Here is a 21,446-nt window from a genome sequence, read left to right on the forward strand (position 1 = left end):
ACCTGCGCTTTTTCTGGAACACTTTTAAAGCGCGGATTTTACTGGAAAGTTGGCAGCCTGTCACTGAAACAGGCTGCCTTTTCATGGCTTCTTAATTGGCGAAGCTTATGCCACGCCGAATATCGCCTTCAGGATATAGAAGAAGACAATAGACATAATGGCACCCGCCGGCAGGGTCACAACCCAAGACACAACGATATTGCGGACAACGCCTAAATTAAGAGCGGCAATACCACGCGCCATACCAACACCCAGTACAGCACCTACCAGAGTTTGCGTAGTAGAGATTGGCAAGCCAGTACCTGACGCAAGCACGACGGTAGACGCAGCGGCCAGTTCGGCAGCGAAACCACGGCTAGGCGTTAAGTGAGTAATACCTTTACCAATGGTCGCAATAACACGTTTGCCCAGCATTGCCAGACCGGCAACGATACCAATACCGCCTAGCGGAAGCACCCACCATGCCAACTGCGCTTTGCCACCTATTTCACCACCATTTGTTACGACACTGACAACAGCGGCAAGCGGGCCAATAGCATTAGCAACATCGTTGGAGCCATGAGCAAATGCCATCGCACAGGCAGTTACCACCATAAAGTACCGCAAATACTTTCTCGACGTTGGTATAGTGCATGTCTTTGTCATCGGACGGATTAAACTTCAGTCGACCAATGGCAAGCTTACCAATAGCGAACACAATCACGGCGACACCTAGGGCCCAAAGATAGCCCTCAAGACTGCCTAAGTTTAAACCCACGTGTTTTAAACCTTTTTTAATGGTAACCAGCGAAAGAACAAAGCCTGCAAGCCCCATATAGAAAGGAACGTAACGTTGCGCCATTTTTAGCGGGTTGGAGCGATCAAATATAAGCTTCTGCGCACTCATAAATATGAGGTAGGCAATGAAACCGGAAATTGCTGGAGTAATAACCCAACTCCCTACAACACCGCCAACTTTCGCCCACTGCACAGACTCCATACTGACACCAACAGCCGAGAAGCCGACAATAGCACCAATAATTGAGTGTGTTGTCGATACTGGCCAACCGAGGTAAGACGCGATAAGCAACCAAAAGCCTGCTGCCAGAAGCGCAGAAATCATACCGAAGACAAGAAGCTCAGGTTGATCAACAAAGTAGGCTGAGTCGATAATGCCTTTACGTATCGTGGAGGTCACTTCGCCACCAGCGAGGTAAGCACCGGCAAATTCAAAGATCATGGCAATTAAAATGGCTTGCTTAATGGTTAGCGCTTTTGAACCAACCGATGTGCCCATGGCGTTAGCAACGTCGTTAGCACCAATGCCCCAGGCCATAAAAAAGCCGAAAATAGCCGCCATGCCGATAAGCAGCATGCTGTAACTTGAAATAATATCCATAAATTAGACTCCGCTTAGACTCGCGCCAGCATCAATTCAAAACGTGCACCAACTCGTTCTGACAAGTCAGCTAAGTCACCCACCCAGTCCAAAATTCGGTATAAGAACATGGCATCTAGAGGGTTCATATCCAGCTCAATTTTGCGCAAGTCTTTGCGTAACTGGATTTGTAATTTATCGGTGTCCGCCTCAATGGCATCAAGTTCTGCAATGAAGTCATCTACAATGTCGCGTTCGCGACCTTTGAAACCGGTTTCTAATAAGTCGTCAAACTCACCTATGGTTTCTCTGGCTTTGGCAGCGGCATCGATACAGCGATTCAGGTAAGCATCGAAGTCTTTCACCAGCGGTTCAGGAATGGTTAATTCGCGGCCGGTCATAAGACCTGAAATGTCTTTGGCTTTGTTAGCAATACGGTCCTGCTGAGAAACCAACTCGAGTAAGTCAGTACGCTCGACTGGCATGAATAAGCCACTTGGAAGATTCAAACGGATTTTTCGCTTTAGTTCATCCGCTTTTTGCTCGTGCGTAACAATTTTACTACGAGCGGTTTCTGCCGACGCCCAGTCCTTAGCGTATACCGCTTTAAAAAATTCTTTAAGCGCTTCAGCGCAGCGGTGCACTTCGTCCATGTGTTCGATCATTGGTTTTATCGGGGACTTTGCAAATACCCCAAGGAATGAGTTCATTGACATAACCAGTTCCAATTTTTTCAGCTGTTGTTAGCTGCGCGAATGGTAGCGAAAAGTTTCTGTAAATGGAACCGTGATGTTTGATTAAACATCTATCAGCTGAACGCTTGCTCAATTTCACTTTGTTGCTTATCAACCTGTAGTTCGACATTTTGCAACAACTGATGGGCATGACTCATATTATCGATTAACGATCGAATTTCCTCTGAAAACGCTGTAACCCTTGAGCTCTGCTGCTCTGCGAGCTGCAATGAGGTTTTAGCCTCGTCACTTGAAGCCTGTGCTTTCTTCGAAACTTCGTCCGCAGTATCAACCAGGACATTAACGTACTCATGCTGATTTGAGCTCGTCTCTATAATATTCTGGTAGCTACTGTCGATAGCAGCGGATGCGTCCGTCAGCTTTCCTAATGTACTATCAATACTGGTCAGTGAGGACTGAGTTTTCTGGGCTAATTGCCTTACCTCGTCAGCGACAACCGCAAAACCACGCCCTTGTTCCCCGGCTCGAGCAGCTTCAATTGCAGCATTTAGCGCCAGTAAATTAGTTTGATCAGCGATACCCGAAATAACAGACAGTGCCGAACTCACCTGCTCTACAGAGCTGGCAAGTTCATTAACCGACGTTTTTGCAGATTTCATTGCCTGCTCATTCACGTTCGACGCATCACTCAGTTTTCTGATGTATTCTCGGCTTACTTGCATCGACTCTTGTGTACCTAGCGCATTTTGCTCAAGCGCTGCCGTACAGCTATTTAAAGAGGTCGTCAGTTCATTGAGCTGATTAATGCCCTCAATCGTTGATTCTGCCGATGTTTGCGTTTTATGTGATGATGAGACCAGCTCCTGCAACTCTTGTATTACCGTTTTAAGTGCGTCATTTACGACAGACATTTGACGAGACTTCTGCGCTTCACTGGACTTTGTTTGCTCAAGAATTCCGTTAAAAAACTTAGCAACTTCCCCAAACTCTGTCTTTTTATCAGCGCCGGGTAAGTAGGTAAGCTGTTGCTGCTCAAGGAGTTGCTGCATAGCGTTACGCAAACTTCGAAGAGGCGTCAAAACCATTTGTTTTAACAACAAAAAGTTAATTAAAGCAAAGAGTAGTAAAGCGGCAACTAACGCCACAATGGTTATCTTTATTTGTAAAAGTTGTTCTTGCTGAACGTCGATAAGCTGCTTTTCAGCAGCTACTGCTATTGCCTGAATTTGCGCAATGTCGTTTGAGATACTTTTGAATGCCTGCTCTCGTTTGGCTATTAACTCTAAAGTGGACGATAACTCTCGTGGATAACGGTTAACCAGACTGGCCATCTCCGAGAGTATTTTAGGGCCCAGCTCTTTCGCCTCACGTTGAACAAGCATCATTGACTGGTCAGGCAGTTCTTCCTTCACGCCCAGTGCTGGTAACCCCTCCAACCTATTTATTTCTTGCTTGATCGAGTTAAGAACTTGCTGAAGAACATCCTGCTCAACTTCTCCATTAAACAAACGCTCCCGGGTATGAACAAGCTCATTTATTAATAGGATGAGGTCACTACCAACCTGAGCATACTTTTGGCTGGCGGACGGGCTGTTTGCAATTCCTTTTCGGGCGTAATCAAATAACCGGGAAAGTTCATTCGACAATGAACGCTCAGCATTAAAAAGCAAAGCAGTTTCCTGCCCAGAGAGCTTCCCAACTGATCGGTAATCTTTGCCTATTCTGGTATTTATAGACTGGAGCTGGTTAACAATATCGGATTTTTTATCAAAGCCTAAGTCAACCAATTTAGTTTCGGCGTGCTCTACTGCCTTTTGGGCGTCAGTAAGCAGTAAGGTATTTCCGGACTGCAGGTAGCCACTTAGATCAGTAACCACATTAACCATCAGACTTTGCTTTACTGACGAATAAGTTGCCTGCTTATCCTCAATAGTGTTGAGCTTGTTGCTCGACCAAAACAGAACCGTTAAAAAAACCAGCGACAACCCAAGTAAAACAAAAGAAGAAACTCGACTGAATGTGGATACGCGCATAACGTCAAACCGCTTTGAATAATGCGGTCAGTTTAAGACGCTTTTATGACAATTTTATGAAAAAAGCCGCGCAGATTTACTCAACGCGGCCTTTTAGGAACAATTAAGTCTGAATAGACCTTAAAACGTATAAACCAGAGTAACAGCCGTTTCCGTATCCAGCTTTTCAATGCTTTCATCAGATACGTTTGAGTTGTGCGTACCGCTGACAGAAAACTTCATTGCTAGTGAACTGTTAATGTTCGATGACAATGAGACTTCTGCTTTACTCTTAGTGTTGTCTTCACCCAGTTCAGATGACAGCAATGCATTGAACTTTGAGTTCTCGGAAATTTTCCAGTCAACACTGCCCGCTAAACGAAGAATCATTTGCCCTTCTGACTCAACAGGCGGCTCACCTTCTATTTGAATTGGTTTAGTTCGAGAGTAACCCGGACCAATTTCATAATCAGCGTATAAGTCTTCATCGTAACGATAGCGAGCACCGTAACCGGTTGCGACCGTTGCCTGATATTCGTAACCGCTGAACTCATCTTCTTCGTAAGAGCCGAAGATAAAGAGCGATGAACGGCTGTCTGGCGAAAACTTATAGTTGCTTTGCGCAGAGACAAACATACGGTCAGCGGTTTCTATCGACTCACCCGTTGACTGGTCTTCTTGCTCTGCGGTGTAGTAGTCAATAACACCTTTGTGACGCCAGTTCTGGACGTCGCGCGATACATTAAGCTTACCTTTTAAGCTTTCTGTATCGGTGTTTCCTGACGTGTACAGAAGGCCAAATTCCGCACTTGCCTGCCACTCTTCAACCGTTTCTGTGTCCATATCGTCAGCATCGTCAAACATAAAAGTTTGCGCACTGGCCGATACCGACAAAAATAAACTTGCAAATAATACTGATAAACGCACAGCAGCCCCTTTATTTTACAATTGCGTTTAGTTCGCCATTCTCATAGCGCTGGAACATGGTTTCTAATGTTATTGGTTTTATTTTACTTGCCATGCCTGCACAGCCGAAGGCTTCATAACGTGCTTTGCAGATTTCCTCCATCGCCGTTGTCGCTGCCGCTAAGAATTTACGCGGGTCGAAGTTTGATGGATTCTCTGCCAAGTGGCGACGGATAGCACCGGTAGACGCTAAACGTAAGTCAGTATCAATGTTGACTTTACGAACCCCGTTTTTAATGCCTTCCTGAATTTGCTCAACCGGGACACCGTAAGTTTCAGGAATTTCGCCACCAAACTCATTAATGACTTTCAGCCAGTCTTGAGGTACAGACGATGAACCATGCATCACCAAATGTGTACCCGGAATGCGACGATGAATCTCTTTAATGCGATCAATAGACAAAATATCGCCTGTTGGTGGACGCGTAAATTTATAAGCGCCGTGAGACGTACCACAAGCAATCGCCAGCGCATCCACATTGGTTGCTTTAACAAACTCAGCGGCTTCTTCCGGGTCGGTCAGTAGCTGATCGTGTGACAATTTCCCTTCAGCGCCAACGCCATCTTCTTCACCGGCCTCACCTGTCTCTAACGAGCCCAGACAGCCGAGTTCACCTTCAACAGAGACACCACAAGCATGTGCCATTTCTACGGTTTGCTTAGTCACTCGAACATTGTAGTCATAATCAGCAGGGGTTTTGCCGTCTTCCAGCAACGAACCGTCCATCATGACTGAACTAAAGCCTAATTGAATAGAACGCTGGCATACCGCCGGTGACGTGCCGTGATCTTGGTGAACAACCACAGGGATATGTGGCCATTCTTCAACCGCTGCCTGAATTAAGTGACGGAGGAAAGGAGCACCTGCGTACTTGCGTGCGCCTGCTGAAGCCTGAACAATAACCGGGCTGTCAGTTGCGTCCGCTGCCTGCATAATCGCACGCATTTGCTCAAGGTTATTTACATTGAACGCCGGTACACCGTAGTCGTGCTCGGCGGCGTGATCCAATAACTGTCGTAATGACACCAGGGCCATAAAAATACTCCTTTAAATTATAAAACTTGGGTTCAGGCGTCGTTTGCGCGCTCTTCTAAAACGGCCACTGCGGGTAAAGTCTTGCCTTCCAGAAACTCCAGAAATGCTCCGCCACCTGTTGAAATATAGCTTATCTTATCAGCGATACCATATTGATCAATGGCTGCAAGGGTGTCACCACCGCCCGCGATTGAAAAAGCATCGCTATTGGCAATGGCATCCGCAATGGCTTTTGTGCCATTTCCGAACTGCTCAAATTCAAATACGCCAACCGGGCCATTCCAAACAATGGTGCCAGCGTTAGTCAGCATAGAGGCAAGCTGCTCTGCTGTTTTTGGGCCAATATCGAAAATCATGTCATCGTCAGCCACAGCATCTACCGCTTTGGTTTCAGCCTTAGCTTCCGCACTAAATTCTTTGCCTGTCACTACATCCACCGGCAACGGAATATCACCACCTTTGGCTTTAGCTTGTTCAACTAACCGGTTGGCTTCGTCTGTGAGGTCGGCTTCATATAGCGACTTACCGACATTATGACCGGCAGCAGCTACGAAAGTATTAGCAATACCACCGCCAACAATAAGCTGGTCAACAACACCACTTAATGACTCCAGCACCGTTAATTTCGTCGATACTTTAGAGCCGCCAACAATAGCCACTAATGGACGTTTCGGATTTTCCAATGCTTTGCCAAGAGCGTCTAATTCAGCTGCCAGCAAAGGGCCTGCGCAAGCAACGGGCGCATATTTGGCAACACCATGTGTCGATGCCTGAGCGCGGTGAGCCGTGCCAAATGCATCCATAACATAGACATCACACAAGGCAGCTAGCTTCTTAGCCAGCTCGTCATCGTTTTTCTTCTCACCCACGTTGAAACGTACATTTTCAAAAATAACCAGCTCGCCCGCTTCAATCTCAACGCCATCAAGATAGTCTTTGCACAAACGTACCGGGCAATCGAGAGCATCTGCCAAGTAGTCTACAACCGGTTGCATTGAAAACTGCGCATCGTACTCGCCCTCGGTCGGTCTGCCCAAGTGGGACATAACCATAACCTTCGCGCCGCCGTCCAACGCAGCTTTAATGCTTGGAATAGCCGCTTTCAGGCGAGCATCTGATGCGACTTTGCCGTCTTTAACCGGCACATTCAGGTCTTCGCGAATCAGTACACGCTTATTTGATAAATCCAAATCGGTCATTGCTATGACAGACATCTAAAACCTCTCTTCTTTAAATTCAGATTAAATCTGTTCGGCCATTTTGCGAGTCGTATCCAGTAACCGATTCGCAAAGCCCCATTCGTTATCACACCAGCATAAAAGCTTTACCAACCGCTTATGGCTAACGCGAGTTTGCGTACCATCCACAATTGACGAATGAGGATCGTGGTTAAAGTCGATAGAAACCAGTGGCTCTTCGGTATAATCCAGAATGCCTTGCAACGCACCAGCGCTATGCTCTTTGAGCACTTTATTGACCATTTCCAGCGTCGCGTCACTATTTAGCGTAACGCTTAAGTCCATTGCGGTCACATTGGTGGTTGGCACCCGCACAGCAATGGCTTCAAAGCGCCCTTCTAAGTGCGGCAATATACGCTCAATGCCGCGCGCTAATTTTGTATCGACCGGAATAATGGACCGGCCTGCGGCACGCGTACGCCGTAAGTCCGGATGATAAGCATCTATAACCTGTTGGTCGTGCATTGCCGAGTGAATCGTAGTGATAGCACCTGAGTCTATACCAAAAACGTCATCCAGCACTTTAATAACCGGGACAATACAGTTCGTGGTACAAGAGCCGTTGGAAATCACTTTATGTTCGGGTGAAAGTTCGTTTTCATTCACGCCGTAAATAGCGGTAAAGTCGACGTCAGGTTTCCCCGGGTGCGAGAACAGTACCCGCTTAACACCTTGCTTTAAGTAACGTTGACCGTCGTCCTGAGAACCGTAAACCCCTGTGCAATCGACAACAAAATCGACGTTATAGGAACGCCAGTCTATCGCTTCAATTTCAGTTTCATGAGCTAAGGCTATATCATCACCGGCAACCGTGAGTTCATCATTTGATTGCGTTACCTTGAAACCGAAGCGACCATGACTCGAGTCATATTTTAACAAATGGGCTATCGCTTCCGACGCCGCAGGCTCGTTAATCAAAGTGACTTGAATACTATCTCGGTAATTATTTTCGTACAGTGCACGCAAAAAGCTTCGGCCAATACGACCGAAGCCATTAATTGCGATACGAACAGCTTTGCTCATTTACGCGTCCAATAAACGTTTGGCAGCGGCCACAGCGCTTTCAGCGGTAATGCCAAAGTGCTTGTATAAATCACCGGCAGGCGCTGACTCACCAAAAGTGGTCATGCCTATTACTTCACCGTTTAAGCCAACATACTTCAGCCAAAAGTCGGTAATACCCGCTTCAATTGCAACACGGCGTGTTACGTTTGCCGGTAAGACCGACTCTTTATATTCAGCGCTTTGAATATCAAACACATTAGTCGATGGCATTGAAACAACGCGCGCCTTACGCCCTTCTTTAGAGAGTTGCTCATAGGCTTCAACGGCCAAATCCACTTCCGAGCCAGTCGCAATGAAAATAATTTCAGGCTGACCTTCACAGTCTTTCAGGATGTAACCACCACGAGCAATACTTGCTACTTGCTCTTCGTCACGCTCTTGCTGCTGCATTCCCTGACGACTAAACACCAATGCCGACGGTGTTTTACTGCTTTGTATTGCTGCCCCCCAGGCTACTGCGGTTTCCACAGGGTCGCATGGGCGCCAGCATTGCAAGTTCGGTGTTTGACGTAAGTTTGCTAACTGTTCAACCGGTTGGTGTGTGGGACCATCTTCACCCAGGCCAATAGAGTCGTGGGTATACACAAAGATACTTGGCTGTTTCATTAACGCCGCCATACGAACCGCATTACGTGCATATTCCATAAACATCAAGAAGGTCGCGCCATAAGCTTTGAAGCCGCCGTGCAGCGTCACACCGTTCATAATGGCCGACATACCAAACTCGCGCACGCCGTAGTAAACATAATTGCCACTAGCGTCGTCTGCGGTAACGCCCTTAGCGCCGTCCCACAACGTCAGGTTAGAGCCGGCTAAGTCAGCTGAACCGCCTAACAGTTCCGGCAATTTTGGACCCAACTCATTTAATACATTCAGCGACGCTTTACGCGTTGCAATGGCTTCCGGTGCGTTCTGTAGTTTTTGTGCGTAGTCAAAAACGGTTGTCGAGAAGTTTTCCGGCAGCTCGCCATTCAGGCGACGCTTCAACTCTTTTGCGAGCTCTGGGTGCTCTTGTTCATAAGCCACCCAACGCTTGTTCCACGATGACTCCACCGCTGCGCCTTTGTCTTTTGCTGACCACTGCTGATAGACATCAGCAGGGATTTCAAAGGCATCGTGCGACCAGTTCAACTGTTTGCGAGTAGCTGCAATTTCATCGTCACCCAGAGGTGCGCCATGACAGCTTTCAGAGCCTTGCTTATTCGGCGAACCAAAACCGATAACAGTTTTACAGATAATCAGTGTTGGCTTCTCAGTTTCTGAGCGTGCTTCTTCAATAGCTTGTGTAATTGCTTGTGCGTCATGACCGTCAACCGCTTCAATAACCTGCCAACCGTAAGACTCAAAGCGCTTAGCAGTATTATCGGTAAACCAGCCTTCAACCTCACCGTCAATTGAAATACCGTTGTCGTCGTAAAACGCAATCAGCTTGCCAAGACCTAGGGTGCCCGCCAAAGAGCATACCTCATGAGAAATGCCTTCCATCAAGCAGCCGTCACCCAGGAATGTGTATGTGTGATGGTCGATAATATTGTGGTTTTCGCGATTAAATTGTGCCGCAAGTACTTTCTCTGCCAACGCCATACCAACAGCATTAGCAATACCCTGACCCAAAGGGCCGGTCGTCGTTTCAATACCAGGGGTATAACCATACTCGGGGTGGCCAGGGGTTTTAGAATCCAGCTGACGGAATTGTTTTAAATCATCAATGCCTAAGTCGTAACCCGTCAAATGCAGCAATGAGTATATCAACATAGAGCCATGACCGTTCGACAGCACAAAGCGGTCGCGATCAGCCCAGTCCGGGTTATTCGGGTTATGCTTTAGGTAGTCACGCCACAGCACTTCTGCGATATCTGCCATGCCCATTGGCGCGCCGGGGTGTCCCGACTTGGCTTTTTGAACTGCGTCCATGCTGAGTGCACGGATGGCATTGGCGAGATATTGACGATCTGACATGAAAAACCCCCTGAGGATGAAGAGCAACTTGCGATGCGCGTATTCTCCACATTTCAGGGGGTACAAGCAAATTTATTGGTTAATTTCTGGCTAAATATCGGCCTGTAAATCGGCAGCCTTGTCCGTTTGTTCCCATGGCAAGCCATCACGACCAAAGTGCCCGTATGCCGCTGTTTGCTTATAAATAGGACGCTCTAAGTCGAGCATTTTAATTAAGCCATAAGGACGTAAATCAAAATGACGGCGCACCAGTGCAATTAATTGCTCCTCTGAGTGCTTAGACGTACCGAAGGTATCAATGCTGATAGAGGTTGGCTCCGCAACACCAATGGCGTAAGAAATTTGCAGTTCGCAACGCTCCGCTAAACCGGCGGCGACTAAGTTCTTAGCAACATAACGTGCAGCATAAGCCGCACTACGATCCACTTTAGATGGGTCTTTACCTGAGAAAGCACCACCACCGTGACGTGCCATACCGCCATAAGTATCGACAATGATCTTACGACCCGTCAGACCGCAGTCACCCATAGGCCCACCAACGACGAAGCGTCCGGTTGGGTTAATATGGAATTGCGTGTCTTTGGAAATCCACTGCTCCGGCAATACCGGTTTAATAATTTCTTCCATCACCGCTTCACGCAAAGTTTCCTGAGTAATGTCTTCTCTGTGTTGCGTTGACAGAACCACGGTATCTATGGCGACGGGCTTGCCGTTCTCATAAACAAAAGTCAGCTGGCTTTTGGCGTCAGGACGTAACCAGTCCAGCGTGCCGTTGTTACGCACTTCCGACTGACGTTGCATCACTCGATGCGCATAAGTAATTGGTGCAGGCATTAGAACGGAGGTTTCGTTCGAGGCATAGCCAAACATCAGCCCCTGGTCACCTGCGCCCTGTTCTTCAGGATGAGTACGGTCAACGCCCTGGTTAATATCACCACTTTGTTTACCGATGGCGTTTAATACTGCACACGACGCCCCATCAAACCCCATATCGGAATGTCGATAGCCGATGTCTTTGACGGTTTGACGAGCCAGGTCTTCAACATCAACCCAGGCTTTTGTTGAAATTTCACCGCCAACCAGCACCATGCCGGTTTTAACGTAAGTTTCGCAAGCAACACGGGCTTTAGGGTCTTTTGCTAAAATGGCGTCTAAAACCGCATCAGATATCTGGTCGGCAATTTTGTCCGGATGCCCTTCGGACACTGACTCTGAAGTAAACAGGTGACGTGACATATGCCCACTATTCCTTTATTTTGATGAAATCACTCAATACTGGTTGCATAATGTAACCGATCACTCTGTTTTTTTCTACTTCTGGACGTCTAAAAGTCCGAATAAGGCGAATAGCATGCGAGTACCGCGGATCTATCACCCTGATCCCATCGACCTAAACGTTGAAGCCGAACTGAGTGCTGACGGTTTTCAACACTTGATCAAAGTGCTGCGTTTAAACGTAAACGATAGCATTGTCCTATTCAATGGGGACGGCAGAAACTACCCGGCAACCATCACTCATGTTGCCAAAAAGTCTGCATCCTTTAAGGCAACCGCAGCCGAAGCGAACGATATTGAATCTCCGGTTCATGTGCACTTAGGACAAGTTATTTCGCGTGGCGACCGTATGGACTTCGTGTTGCAAAAATCAGTGGAACTGGGGGTCAGCGAAATTACGCCGTTGTTTAGCGAGCGCTGCGGCGTAAAGCTCAGCGGTGACAGGCTCGAAAAAAAACAGCAACAATGGCAGAAAATAGTGCGCTCGGCTTGTGAGCAGTGCGGCCGCAGTGTAGTACCGGACGTTAAACCGGCACAGACGCTGGAAAACTTTATAAACAACAGCTTTGACGGCTTGCGGTTAACGCTCGATCCAACAGCAGAACAGCCGCTGTCATCTTATACTCAAGCTGACAAGGGTATTCAGTTACTGATTGGTCCCGAAGGCGGTTTTACCGATGACGAAGTCAGCAACGCGGCAAGCCAGGGCTTTAAACCCATGAAGTTAGGCCCAAGAATATTAAGAACAGAAACCGCAGCGCTCTCTGCTTTAACCGCTGTGCAGTATCAGTTTGGCGATTTACGCTAAAGGAGTTTATATGAAAAAGTTAGCAATGGTGATGGACCCTATCGCCGACGTAAAGACCGAGAAAGATACCAGCTTCCGCTTATTACTCGAGGCACAAGCGCGCGGTTATCAATGCTTCTACCTGGAGCTGGGCGACTTAGTTATCGACAACGGAAACCCGATGGCGTTCGCACAGGAGGTCACTGTCCGCGACCAAAAAACTGACTTTTATGACCTTGGTGACAGCGAATACCTGCCTTTGGAAAGCTTCGATGTCATTATGATGCGCAAAGATCCGCCGTTTGACAGCGAATTCCTTTATGCCACGCACATATTAGAGCTTGCCGAACATCGTGGCAGCCTGGTAGTGAATAAGCCGCAAAGCCTTCGTGACTGTAATGAAAAGCTGTTCACCTCGTGGTTTGCGGACGCTATTGCTGACACCGTGGTCAGTGCCCGTGCAGACGTTATAAAAGCATTCCACAAAAAGCACGGCGATGTCATTTTGAAGCCGTTGGACGGCATGGGCGGCGCTTCAATTTTTAAAGTCACCGAAGACGGTAACAACCTGAGCGTTATTATTGAGACCCTCACCGAGAAAGGCCAGCGCTACGCCATGGCTCAGAAATATTTGCCGGAAATTAAAGACGGTGACAAGCGCATTCTGATTATTGATGGTGAGCCGGTGCCTTACTCATTAGCTCGTATTCCCAGCGCCGGTGAAACTCGCGGTAATTTAGCGGCAGGCGGCAGCGGTCGCGCACAGCCGCTTTCCGACAGTGACTGGGCGCTAGCACGTAAAGTTGGACCTGAACTGAAAAAAAGAGGCCTTATTTTGGTTGGTCTGGATGTCATTGGCGACCGTATAACAGAAATAAACGTAACCAGCCCAACCTGCATGCGGGAAATTGAAAACGCTTACGATATCAATATTGCCGAATTGGTGTTTGAAGCTGCCGAGTCGAAATTAAATTGAATTTCCTCTTTGCGCCCCCATATCGAAAGTAGAGATTATCGTTAAGGAGTCGGTGAATCGATGAACAGCTTACAAAACCATTTTTTGATAGCAACACCCATGCTAAACGATCCAGCGTTTAAACGGACCGTTACCTACATTTGTGAGCACAATGAAGAGGGCGCTATGGGGCTGGTCATTAACCAGCCTGCGGAGCTCAGCGTAACATCGTTACTGGATAAATTAGAAATTGTTTACCCGGATAACAACGAGTATCTGCAAGGCCAGGTTTATCAAGGCGGCCCTGTCGGTCGCGAGCGTGGTTTTGTCATTCACCCGCCACAAGACAATTGGCGCGCCAGCTTAAAAATGAGCGACGATATTATGGTCACCACATCGCGTGATATTTTGGAGGCGCTGGGCTCCTCGGCCGCACCGCAGCACTTTTTGCTGACACTGGGTTACGCGGGTTGGGAAGCAGGCCAACTAGAAGAGGAAATGGAAGAGAACTCTTGGTTAGCGATACCTGCCGACCCTGAGCTTTTATTCAATACTCCTGTCAGTGAACGGTGGCAAAAAGCAACCGAGAAGCTCGGTTTCGATGTTTGGAAATTGGCGCCTGACGTAGGACACGCATGAGCACAATAATTGGCTTTGACTTTGGCACCAAAAGTATCGGAGTCGCCGTTGGTCAAAGTGTTACCGGGACAGCGTCACCGCTTAGCGCTTTAAAAGCCAAAGACGGCATTCCTAACTGGGACGCTATAGAGCAGTTATTTAAAGAGTGGCAGCCAGAGCGCCTGGTTGTGGGGCTACCTTTAAATATGGATGGTAGCGAGCAACCACTGACCCAACGTGCCAAAAAGTTCGGTAATCGCTTACATGGACGTTTCGGCTTGCCCGTATCTTTTCAAGACGAACGGTTGACTTCAACGGCTGCACGCGAAGAGCTATTTAACAGCGGCGGCTATAAAAAGCTCGAAAAAGGACTTGTCGATAGTCAAGCCGCACTGCTAATTGTCGAGGATTTCTTGAGCAATTCTTTGCCAACCAGCGATAATTCGTTATAGTGTGCTCAGTAATCAGTTGATGTGACAGGAGCTGACCTTGTTTGGTAACGAAGAACCGTATTCAGTTACGGGCAATACAATTCTCTTAAAAGATGAAAATAAAAAACTTCTCTTAATTACTGGGCCTAAATACGACAACATTCTCGTATCGCGCAGTGGCGTTGAGTTTACTGACCTTCCGCCAGAGCGTAGACCGGGGCTTAGACTGGTGTCTTTATTAGAAGTCTTTAAGAAAGAAAAAACCTACTTTTTTGTCCGTGCGGGCGGTGTCGAGTACCAAATCGACCTTAAATTCGAAGAAAGCCCCATTACGGAAATGAAGTTTTAAGGACGTTAAGGAAGCCAGCGTGACACATCATAACGGTGCGTTTTTCTGGCTTTCTCTCAGTTTTTTACTGTTATTTTCCTCGAGCAGCCTTGCTCAATCTTTTTTTCAGCTTGATGAAAAAGACAACCAACTCCACTTTTCGTATCACTGGGACGACTTCGATGGTAATCAAAACGCCATAGAGTTTTCCGCCCACAAAAAAGACTTCCTGGAACCCTTAAAGCGTTACCGCGGATTTAATCGTGAACGCAGTCAGCGTGAATTAAGCCGCCAGCTCAATCGATACATTCGCCAGCAAAATTGGCGAGGTATTCAAGCAAAACTAACCCCCAGGCAGCAAAGCGTGCAACTAGTGACAAGTCGGGCGAGAAATCAAGAGCAGCAAACTCAGCTCGAACAGTACAAGAGACGCTTGCGCGAGTACTACAATGAGCGTTGGATTGACTATCTGGATTCTAATTTCTACGAAAGTATCTCACTGCCACCTGGAGAGCGAGGTATCATTCCAGACCATGCCGCTATAGCCAGTGAAATGGAGAACGTCATAAAGCCGCTAATTAATGCGATTGGCGAGCAGTTGGGTGACAATACACAGCGAAATTACATTAATTATGTGACCAGTTTCCTACAGCAAATACCTTACAACGAATTGACCAACAAACTCGACAGCCGCGGCGATGGCTTTACTCCACCGAATCAACTGATTTATTACAACCAAGGCGATTGCGACAGCAAAGTGACGCTAATGACGGCTATTATGCGTAACATTATCAATAACGCTAAAATGGCAATTATTTACTTACCCGAGCATGCGGTTTTCGGCATTAATATGAGCAAGCGTGATAATGACACGACCATTGAGCATGAAGGCATTCAATACGTGCTGGTTGATGTTACCGGCCCCGCCGCTATGCCGGCGGGAACCGTAGGTGAAGATACTGAGTTTCATATTCGTACCGGTCAGTACACTGTAAAACCCGTGAATTAATTTCCCCGCTTTATAAATGCTCTTCCGCAAATTGTGCCAAGGAGCTGCGTACCACACCGTTTAAGTTAACAGTCGCACTGCCCGGGTAATCTTTAAAACGTTCCACAATATAAGTCAGGCCCGATGTGACCGCGGTTAAGTAATAACTGTCTATTTGCGCCAGGTTCCCCGATACAATCAATTTCGTGTTCTCCCCACAGCGAGTTATGAGTGTTTTAAGCTGTGAGGCCGTTAAATTCTGCGCTTCATCCAGAATGACAATGGCGTTTTGAATACTGCGTCCACGCATAAAGTTTAAAGACTTAAACTGAATGTTCGCCTTTTTCATAATGTAGCTAAGACTCGACTCCATGCTTTCATCATGCTTGTGTAAAGCTTCCAGTGAGTCGGTAATAGCCGATAGCCAAGGTGCCATTTTTTCTTCTTCCGTACCTGGCAAATAGCCTATCGACTCAGCAATTTCCGGCGTATTGCGGGTCACAATAATTTTTTCATAAATGCCCTGCTCGACTACCATTTGCAAAGCCGCCGAAAGCGCCAAAAAGGTTTTTCCGCTCCCGGCAGGCCCCGTTAGAATGACCATATCCATATGGGTGTCTAATAAAGCATGCAGCGCCATTGCCTGATAGATATTTTTTGGTCGCACTCCCCAGGCGTCATACGACATTAACCGTTCAACGCCTAAGTCCATAAGGGTTACCGAGTCTTTGTCGTAGGTATCCACCCGGGCCGCAAAGCTGCTGGTTTCATCAATAATATATTCGTTGGCAAAAACCTGCGGCAGCAGCTCACGCCCCATTGTATGGTAGGCATCGCGTCCTTCCTGATGGGTTTCCACGCTACCGACCTGCGACCAGAAATCCCCTTCAAATTTATAAAAGCCTTTGGTCAGTAAGCGAATATCGTCAATAAGCTGATCGGTACGGTAGTCTTCGACATATTTCATGCCCGCGCCTTTGGCTTTCAGACGCATATTAATGTCTTTTGTCACCAGCACGACTTCTGCCGGAGATTTATCTTTTTGAATTTCCAGTGCAGCCTGAATAATACGGTGGTCATTCTCGGACAAAGACAGAACCGACTCGTTTTGTTCCAACTGATAATCCGGGAATATTGCCAACGTGCCTTGAGCGTTGTGCTCGCCGTGCATACGGCTGAGTTTTACACCATCAATAATTTCATCCGGCCGAGCCTCTTTTAATGCCTCTTCTAAAGAACGAATCGCCACCCTCGCCTCACGGCTGACGTCTTTATTTCGGTCTTTAATTTTGTCGAGTTCTTCGAGAACAACCATTGGAATAATAACGTTGTGCTCGTCGAAGTTGAGGAAGGCAAGAGGGTCATGCAGTAGAATGTTGGTGTCGAGGATGAAGTATTTACCCGCTTTATTTTCAGACATAGGCATTTACCTTTTGTCGTTACTGTTTAATTACAGCTTAGCCTAAAATTAATGACAAAATAGTGACACAGAGAAAATTTTTTTCTCGGAATTTTTCGGTGAATTCAGTACCATTGCCGCCCTTAAATAAAGCGATTGGGAGTTCTGCAGTGAGTGAATTTAGAGTCGGCCAACGGTATCTCAGTGAAACTGAAACGGAAATGGGGCTTGGCCTTATCACACAAGCAGAGGGACGCCACATAACCGTTATGTTTCCTGCCAACGGTGAGGTGCGCTTATATGCTGCACAAGAAGCGCCTTTAGCCCGTTACCTATTGCAGGAAGGACAGCAAGGGAAACACGCCGAGGGCTGGACTTTTATTATTGAGGAGCTGTCTGAAGCGGCAGGCATTGTCACTTACCACGGCACACGCGAGGACACCCAGGAAACAGTCACGGTTCCTGAACCACAGTTGTCGTACCAAATTGACAACAACCCAGCGCTGACCCGTTTACTGGCGGGACAAGCCGACCGCTTAGATATGTACCAATTACGCTGCGAAGCGAATCAGCATTTGGCTGCGTATCAAAACAGCGAAGTCGCCGGACTTTTGGGTGTGCGCACGCACTTACTGCCACATCAGTTATATATTGCAAAAACAGTGGCTGACCGCTACCACCCACGCGTTCTTTTAGCCGACGAAGTAGGCTTAGGTAAAACTATTGAAGCTGGCATGATCATAAAGCGCCGACTGATGACCGACCGCTCCAGTCGAGTTCTGATAGTGGTGCCTGAATCGCTCATGCATCAATGGCTCATCGAACTGCGTCGCCGCTTAGCTTTAAGCTTCACTCTGTTTGACGAAGAGCGTTGTGAGCAAGCCTCGGAAGATACAGGAAACCCGTTTCTCACTGAGCAGCATATTATTGTCAGTAGTGACTTTATTAAAGAGCCGAAATGGCAAAGTGCTTTGTCGGACGCTGATTTCGACTTACTCGTCATTGACGAAGCCCACCACTTACAACCCGACGCTGACGAGTTTGCGCAAGTCAAAGCACTGTGTAAATCCATTCCCGGACTATTGCTGTTAACAGCAACGCCTGAGCAAGAGGGTTCGGAAGGACACTTCCTGCGTTTGCAACTGCTGGATCCTGATCGTTTTAATGACTACGAAGCCTTTTTAACAGAGCAAGAGCATTACAAAGAGCTCGCCGAACAAGCAGAATCAATTACCGATAACGAGAAACTCGATGAGCTTCTCGATAAATACGGTACCGGTCGAGTCATGTTCCGAAACCGTCGTGCGGACATTGGCGGCTTTCCCGAGCGCCGATTCCATCCCATAGAACTGCCTGAGCTTACGCCAGAAGAGGGTATGCCCTGGTGGATGGATGACCCACGAGTCGACTGGCTCATTAACCACATTAAAGAGAATCGCAATACTAAAGCGCTCCTCATTTGTAAAACCGCTGAGCAGGTACTCGACTTATCGGAAGCATTGCGCGTTTTAGCCGGGGTTCAGGCAGCCACCTTCCATGAGGGCATGACATTGACTGAACGTGACCGTTCCGCAGCATTCTTTGCAAGTGAAGAAGACGGCAGCCCAGTATTATTATGCTCTGAAATTGGCAGCGAAGGCCGTAACTTTCAGTTTGTTAGCCAACTGATTTTATTCGATTTGCCAACCAACCCCGATTTACTCGAGCAGCGCATTGGCCGTTTAGACCGAATTGGTCAGCAAAATACGATTGATATCTATCTGCCTTATACTTCAGGTTCAAGCGAGTCCATTTTGCTGCCGTGGTATGAACAAGGCATGAATGCCTTCCGCCAGTGTAATGCTATTGGTCGTAAACTTTACGACGCCTTTGGCACCTTCATTGAAGCGGCACTTCAAAAACGTCAGCCCTTGTCCGACGACATTATTCAGCAAACTCAAGAGTTGAGTGATGCATGGCGTGAACTTAATAAGCAGGGTCATGACAAACTGCAGGCAATGAACGCCTGCCGCCCCGAGCAGGCCGAGCGCATTATCGGGCATATTGAAACAGACTCAGACGTCGACACCGTCGCCGACTTTATGCTCGCATTTTGGGATCGCTTTGGTGTTAACAACGAAGTACTGGACGAGAATCGTTGGTTTATTCGCGCCAGCGAACACATGCGCATACCAGGGCTTCCAGGTCTGCCGGAGGATGGCATTACTGTCACCTTCGACCGGGTAACAGCACTCAACTTTGAGGACGTAGACTTTCTTAGCTGGGACCATCCGATGGTTCAGGCCGCGTTAGAACTGCTGTCCGCCGACGATTTTGGCAGCACGTGCGTTACTCAAATGAAAAACACCGCCATTCCGGCAGGCAGCTGGTTTCTCGAACTGGACTTCACCAATACAGTAACGGCTCCTGCTAAAACCGCGGCTCAGGAATTTTGTCCGCAAGGTAACCTGCGTTTGTTGCTCGACAGTCAGGGCCTAGAACTGTCCGATAAAGTCTCACGGGAGCTACTTGATCAGCAAGCCAGCTTTCTCGACAAAAAAACCGCTCGTCAAATTTTGAAGCAGTTACGAGGCCCGGCTCAAGATCTGATACACGGAGCCCAGGACAAAGCTCGCAGTTGGCAAGAACGGTTGGTTAAGGCGCAGCAAGAAAAAATCAGTGAGACACTGCAACGCGAGCTCAAGCGTCTGGAAGCATTAAAGGACGTGAACCCATCCGTTCGTGAGTCAGAAATTGAGGCTCTCAAAGAGCGCCAAGCCACTTTGTTGGCCGCAACCGAGCAGCCACAACTGTCGCTAACAGCTATTCGCATATTGGTGAATAATCACTAATGGCCCTTTTGCATTATCGACCACCGTTAGAGCCTTACCTAAAAGTTATTTACGAGGACTCTGAATTGCTGGTGGTTGATAAGCCAGGGGGCTTGCTCAGTGTACCTGGTAAGCATATTGAGCATCGCGACTCTGTATATACCAGGGCACAGCGTGTGTTACCCGATATTCGAGTTGTTCACCGACTCGACATGGCAACCTCGGGGGTTATTTTGCTGGCAAAAACTCGCCATGCTCAAAGCCATATTAGCCGTCAATTTCAGCAGCGCGTGACTAAAAAGACGTACATTGCTGACGTGTGGAGCCGCTTACCAGCGCAACAAGGCGTTGTTGAACTCCCGCTGTCGTGTGACTGGCCGAACCGCCCTCGCCAACACATGGACTTCTTCACCGGCAAAGACAGCACCACGGGTTACCGCGTGTTAGCAACTAATGAAAACTATTCACGGGTTGAGCTCTACCCGCATACCGGACGTTCACACCAGCTTCGCGTCCACATGCAGGCGTTAGGTTGCCCCATTTTGGGGGACAAGTTTTACGCACACACTGACGCCTTTAACATGACTGAGCGATTACACTTACATGCTCATTCATTAACGATTGCCCACCCTCTCACCGAGCAAGCCGTTACTTTCACAAGCCCGCTGCCTTTTTAATTTTTTACGCCTTTTTATTATCAAGTTCCGTTCCCTAAAGCCGATATTACGACTATGAAACGTCATTTTCTTATCGCCTTTTTGCTGTTTTTCGTCACTGCTCCTGTGTTGAATGCACAGGACGATTTGCAGCGTTACCTTCCCGAAGACCAGCTTCATTGGTTAACGGACGGTGACGCTGCACGCTTTTTAGTGCTAAAAAAAGAATATTTACAGGCGTTTGAGAGTGGACAAATGACGCTTATTCCCGACTGGCATTATCATCCGCTGCAGTCATTTTATGTCAGTTATTTGTACAACGTCGCACCGGACTTTGGCTGGACCACCTGGGCGTTGACACCACCGGATAACACAATTCGTACAGACAACCTGCAAACGCCCGCTACAAGCACGCATTTTCCACAGCAAGCCGATGACAGTGTATTTGAACCTTTAGTTGCTGCGCTTGAAAACCGCATAGCGCTATTGCAGGACGAAACCCTAAGCCGGCCTGGGTTTGCCGTTTGGGTTGTAGAGGGAATAACCGCCGATATTACGTTGCGGTTACTCGAAAAAACACCCTCAATGATGCCCGATGCATTGGTGATAGTGAATGCTTACATTCCTCAGTATCATTTCAACAAGGCGCTGTCGGAACGAATCGCTAAGTCGCCGCTGCCTATTCTGGATATTCGAACTGCCGAGAGTAATCACTGGCTCGACGCTCAGTGGACATTACGAAAAAAACTCGCCACCAAATACCAACACGTTTCTTACCGTCAGCGAAAACTACTCAGTTCCGGTAACTCAGGACGAAAAGAGCTGCGCTCTACCGTAAAAGGCTGGCTCGAATTCCACGGTTATTAACCAC

Annotated in this window: 18 protein-coding genes and 1 pseudogene; 9 read left to right on the top strand and 10 right to left on the bottom strand. The window is 47.7% G+C overall.

The features are described from left to right. Positions 1 to 105: 105 nt before the first annotated feature. From BLT32_RS08155 to metK, 9 genes and pseudogenes are all read right to left on the bottom strand, one after another. Positions 106 to 1,378 (bottom strand): annotated as a pseudogene (locus BLT32_RS08155) (inorganic phosphate transporter). A gap of 14 nt (positions 1,379 to 1,392) precedes the next feature. Then, complete coding sequence (locus tag BLT32_RS08160) at positions 1,393 to 2,073, bottom strand: TIGR00153 family protein (protein WP_053953916.1); 681 nt, start codon at positions 2,071 to 2,073, stop codon at positions 1,393 to 1,395. Positions 2,074 to 2,165: 92 nt separating this feature from the next. Then, a complete protein-coding gene (locus BLT32_RS08165) occupies positions 2,166 to 4,085 on the bottom strand; it encodes a methyl-accepting chemotaxis protein (protein WP_053953915.1) in 1,920 nt (639 codons plus the stop codon). A gap of 120 nt (positions 4,086 to 4,205) precedes the next feature. Beyond that, positions 4,206 to 4,991: a DUF481 domain-containing protein gene (locus BLT32_RS08170; RefSeq protein WP_053953914.1), complete on the bottom strand. Its 786-nt coding sequence runs from the start codon at positions 4,989 to 4,991 to the stop codon at positions 4,206 to 4,208. A 10-nt stretch (positions 4,992 to 5,001) separates the two neighbouring features. Continuing rightward, a complete protein-coding gene (gene fba, locus BLT32_RS08175) occupies positions 5,002 to 6,066 on the bottom strand; it encodes a class II fructose-bisphosphate aldolase (protein ID WP_053953913.1) in 1,065 nt (354 codons plus the stop codon). Between the two features lie 32 nt (positions 6,067 to 6,098). Continuing rightward, positions 6,099 to 7,280 (bottom strand): phosphoglycerate kinase, encoded by a 1,182-nt coding sequence (locus BLT32_RS08180; protein ID WP_053953912.1) that lies wholly within the window; start codon positions 7,278 to 7,280, stop codon positions 6,099 to 6,101. 27 nt (positions 7,281 to 7,307) lie between these two features. Beyond that, positions 7,308 to 8,327 carry an erythrose-4-phosphate dehydrogenase gene (gene epd / locus BLT32_RS08185; protein WP_053953911.1) on the bottom strand — a complete coding sequence of 340 codons (1,020 nt, stop codon included), beginning with the start codon at positions 8,325 to 8,327 and terminating at the stop codon, positions 7,308 to 7,310. Then, the gene (gene tkt / locus BLT32_RS08190) at positions 8,328 to 10,328 is read right to left on the bottom strand and encodes a transketolase (protein WP_053953910.1); all 2,001 of its coding nucleotides are present in this window, start codon (positions 10,326 to 10,328) and stop codon (positions 8,328 to 8,330) included. Positions 10,329 to 10,418: 90 nt separating this feature from the next. Then, positions 10,419 to 11,564 (bottom strand): methionine adenosyltransferase, encoded by a 1,146-nt coding sequence (gene metK / locus BLT32_RS08195; protein WP_053953909.1) that lies wholly within the window; start codon positions 11,562 to 11,564, stop codon positions 10,419 to 10,421. A 115-nt stretch (positions 11,565 to 11,679) separates the two neighbouring features. Between metK and BLT32_RS08200 the strand changes: the two genes are divergently transcribed. Genes BLT32_RS08200 through BLT32_RS08225 form a run of 6 tightly spaced genes read left to right on the top strand, consistent with a single transcriptional unit; the run spans position 11,680 to position 15,731 of the window. Beyond that, a complete protein-coding gene (locus tag BLT32_RS08200) occupies positions 11,680 to 12,411 on the top strand; it encodes a 16S rRNA (uracil(1498)-N(3))-methyltransferase (protein ID WP_053953908.1) in 732 nt (243 codons plus the stop codon). A 10-nt stretch (positions 12,412 to 12,421) separates the two neighbouring features. Further along, complete coding sequence (gene gshB, locus BLT32_RS08205) at positions 12,422 to 13,366, top strand: glutathione synthase (protein WP_053953907.1); 945 nt, start codon at positions 12,422 to 12,424, stop codon at positions 13,364 to 13,366. 60 nt (positions 13,367 to 13,426) lie between these two features. After that, the gene (locus BLT32_RS08210; RefSeq protein ID WP_053953906.1) at positions 13,427 to 13,984 is read left to right on the top strand and encodes a YqgE/AlgH family protein; all 558 of its coding nucleotides are present in this window, start codon (positions 13,427 to 13,429) and stop codon (positions 13,982 to 13,984) included. After that, complete coding sequence (ruvX, locus tag BLT32_RS08215; RefSeq protein ID WP_053953905.1) at positions 13,981 to 14,415, top strand: Holliday junction resolvase RuvX; 435 nt, start codon at positions 13,981 to 13,983, stop codon at positions 14,413 to 14,415. The genes BLT32_RS08210 and ruvX overlap by 4 nt, the downstream gene beginning before the upstream one ends. A gap of 37 nt (positions 14,416 to 14,452) precedes the next feature. After that, positions 14,453 to 14,743, top strand: a complete 291-nt coding sequence (locus BLT32_RS08220) for a hypothetical protein (protein WP_053953904.1) — start codon at positions 14,453 to 14,455, stop codon at positions 14,741 to 14,743. A gap of 19 nt (positions 14,744 to 14,762) precedes the next feature. Further along, positions 14,763 to 15,731, top strand: coding sequence for a hypothetical protein (locus BLT32_RS08225; RefSeq protein WP_053953903.1), 969 nt, complete (start codon positions 14,763 to 14,765; stop codon positions 15,729 to 15,731). A 10-nt stretch (positions 15,732 to 15,741) separates the two neighbouring features. Here BLT32_RS08225 and BLT32_RS08230 read toward each other — a convergent pair whose 3' ends face one another. After that, positions 15,742 to 17,136 carry a PhoH family protein gene (locus BLT32_RS08230; protein ID WP_407716541.1) on the bottom strand — a complete coding sequence of 465 codons (1,395 nt, stop codon included), beginning with the start codon at positions 17,134 to 17,136 and terminating at the stop codon, positions 15,742 to 15,744. A 143-nt stretch (positions 17,137 to 17,279) separates the two neighbouring features. Between BLT32_RS08230 and rapA the strand changes: the two genes are divergently transcribed. From rapA to BLT32_RS08245, 3 genes are read left to right on the top strand one after another with little or no spacing between them, the layout of a single operon-like run. Next, on the top strand, positions 17,280 to 19,940 hold the full coding sequence (gene rapA, locus BLT32_RS08235) for an RNA polymerase-associated protein RapA (protein ID WP_053953901.1): 2,661 nt from the start codon (positions 17,280 to 17,282) through the stop codon (positions 19,938 to 19,940). Further along, positions 19,940 to 20,596 carry a pseudouridine synthase gene (locus BLT32_RS08240; protein WP_053953900.1) on the top strand — a complete coding sequence of 219 codons (657 nt, stop codon included), beginning with the start codon at positions 19,940 to 19,942 and terminating at the stop codon, positions 20,594 to 20,596. The genes rapA and BLT32_RS08240 overlap by 1 nt, the downstream gene beginning before the upstream one ends. A gap of 54 nt (positions 20,597 to 20,650) precedes the next feature. Beyond that, positions 20,651 to 21,442 (top strand): DUF3530 family protein, encoded by a 792-nt coding sequence (locus BLT32_RS08245; RefSeq protein ID WP_053953899.1) that lies wholly within the window; start codon positions 20,651 to 20,653, stop codon positions 21,440 to 21,442. Positions 21,443 to 21,446 lie beyond the last annotated feature (4 nt).

The sequence above is a fragment of the Idiomarina zobellii genome, from assembly GCF_900100855.1.
GTDB lineage: Bacteria > Pseudomonadota > Gammaproteobacteria > Enterobacterales > Alteromonadaceae > Idiomarina > Idiomarina zobellii.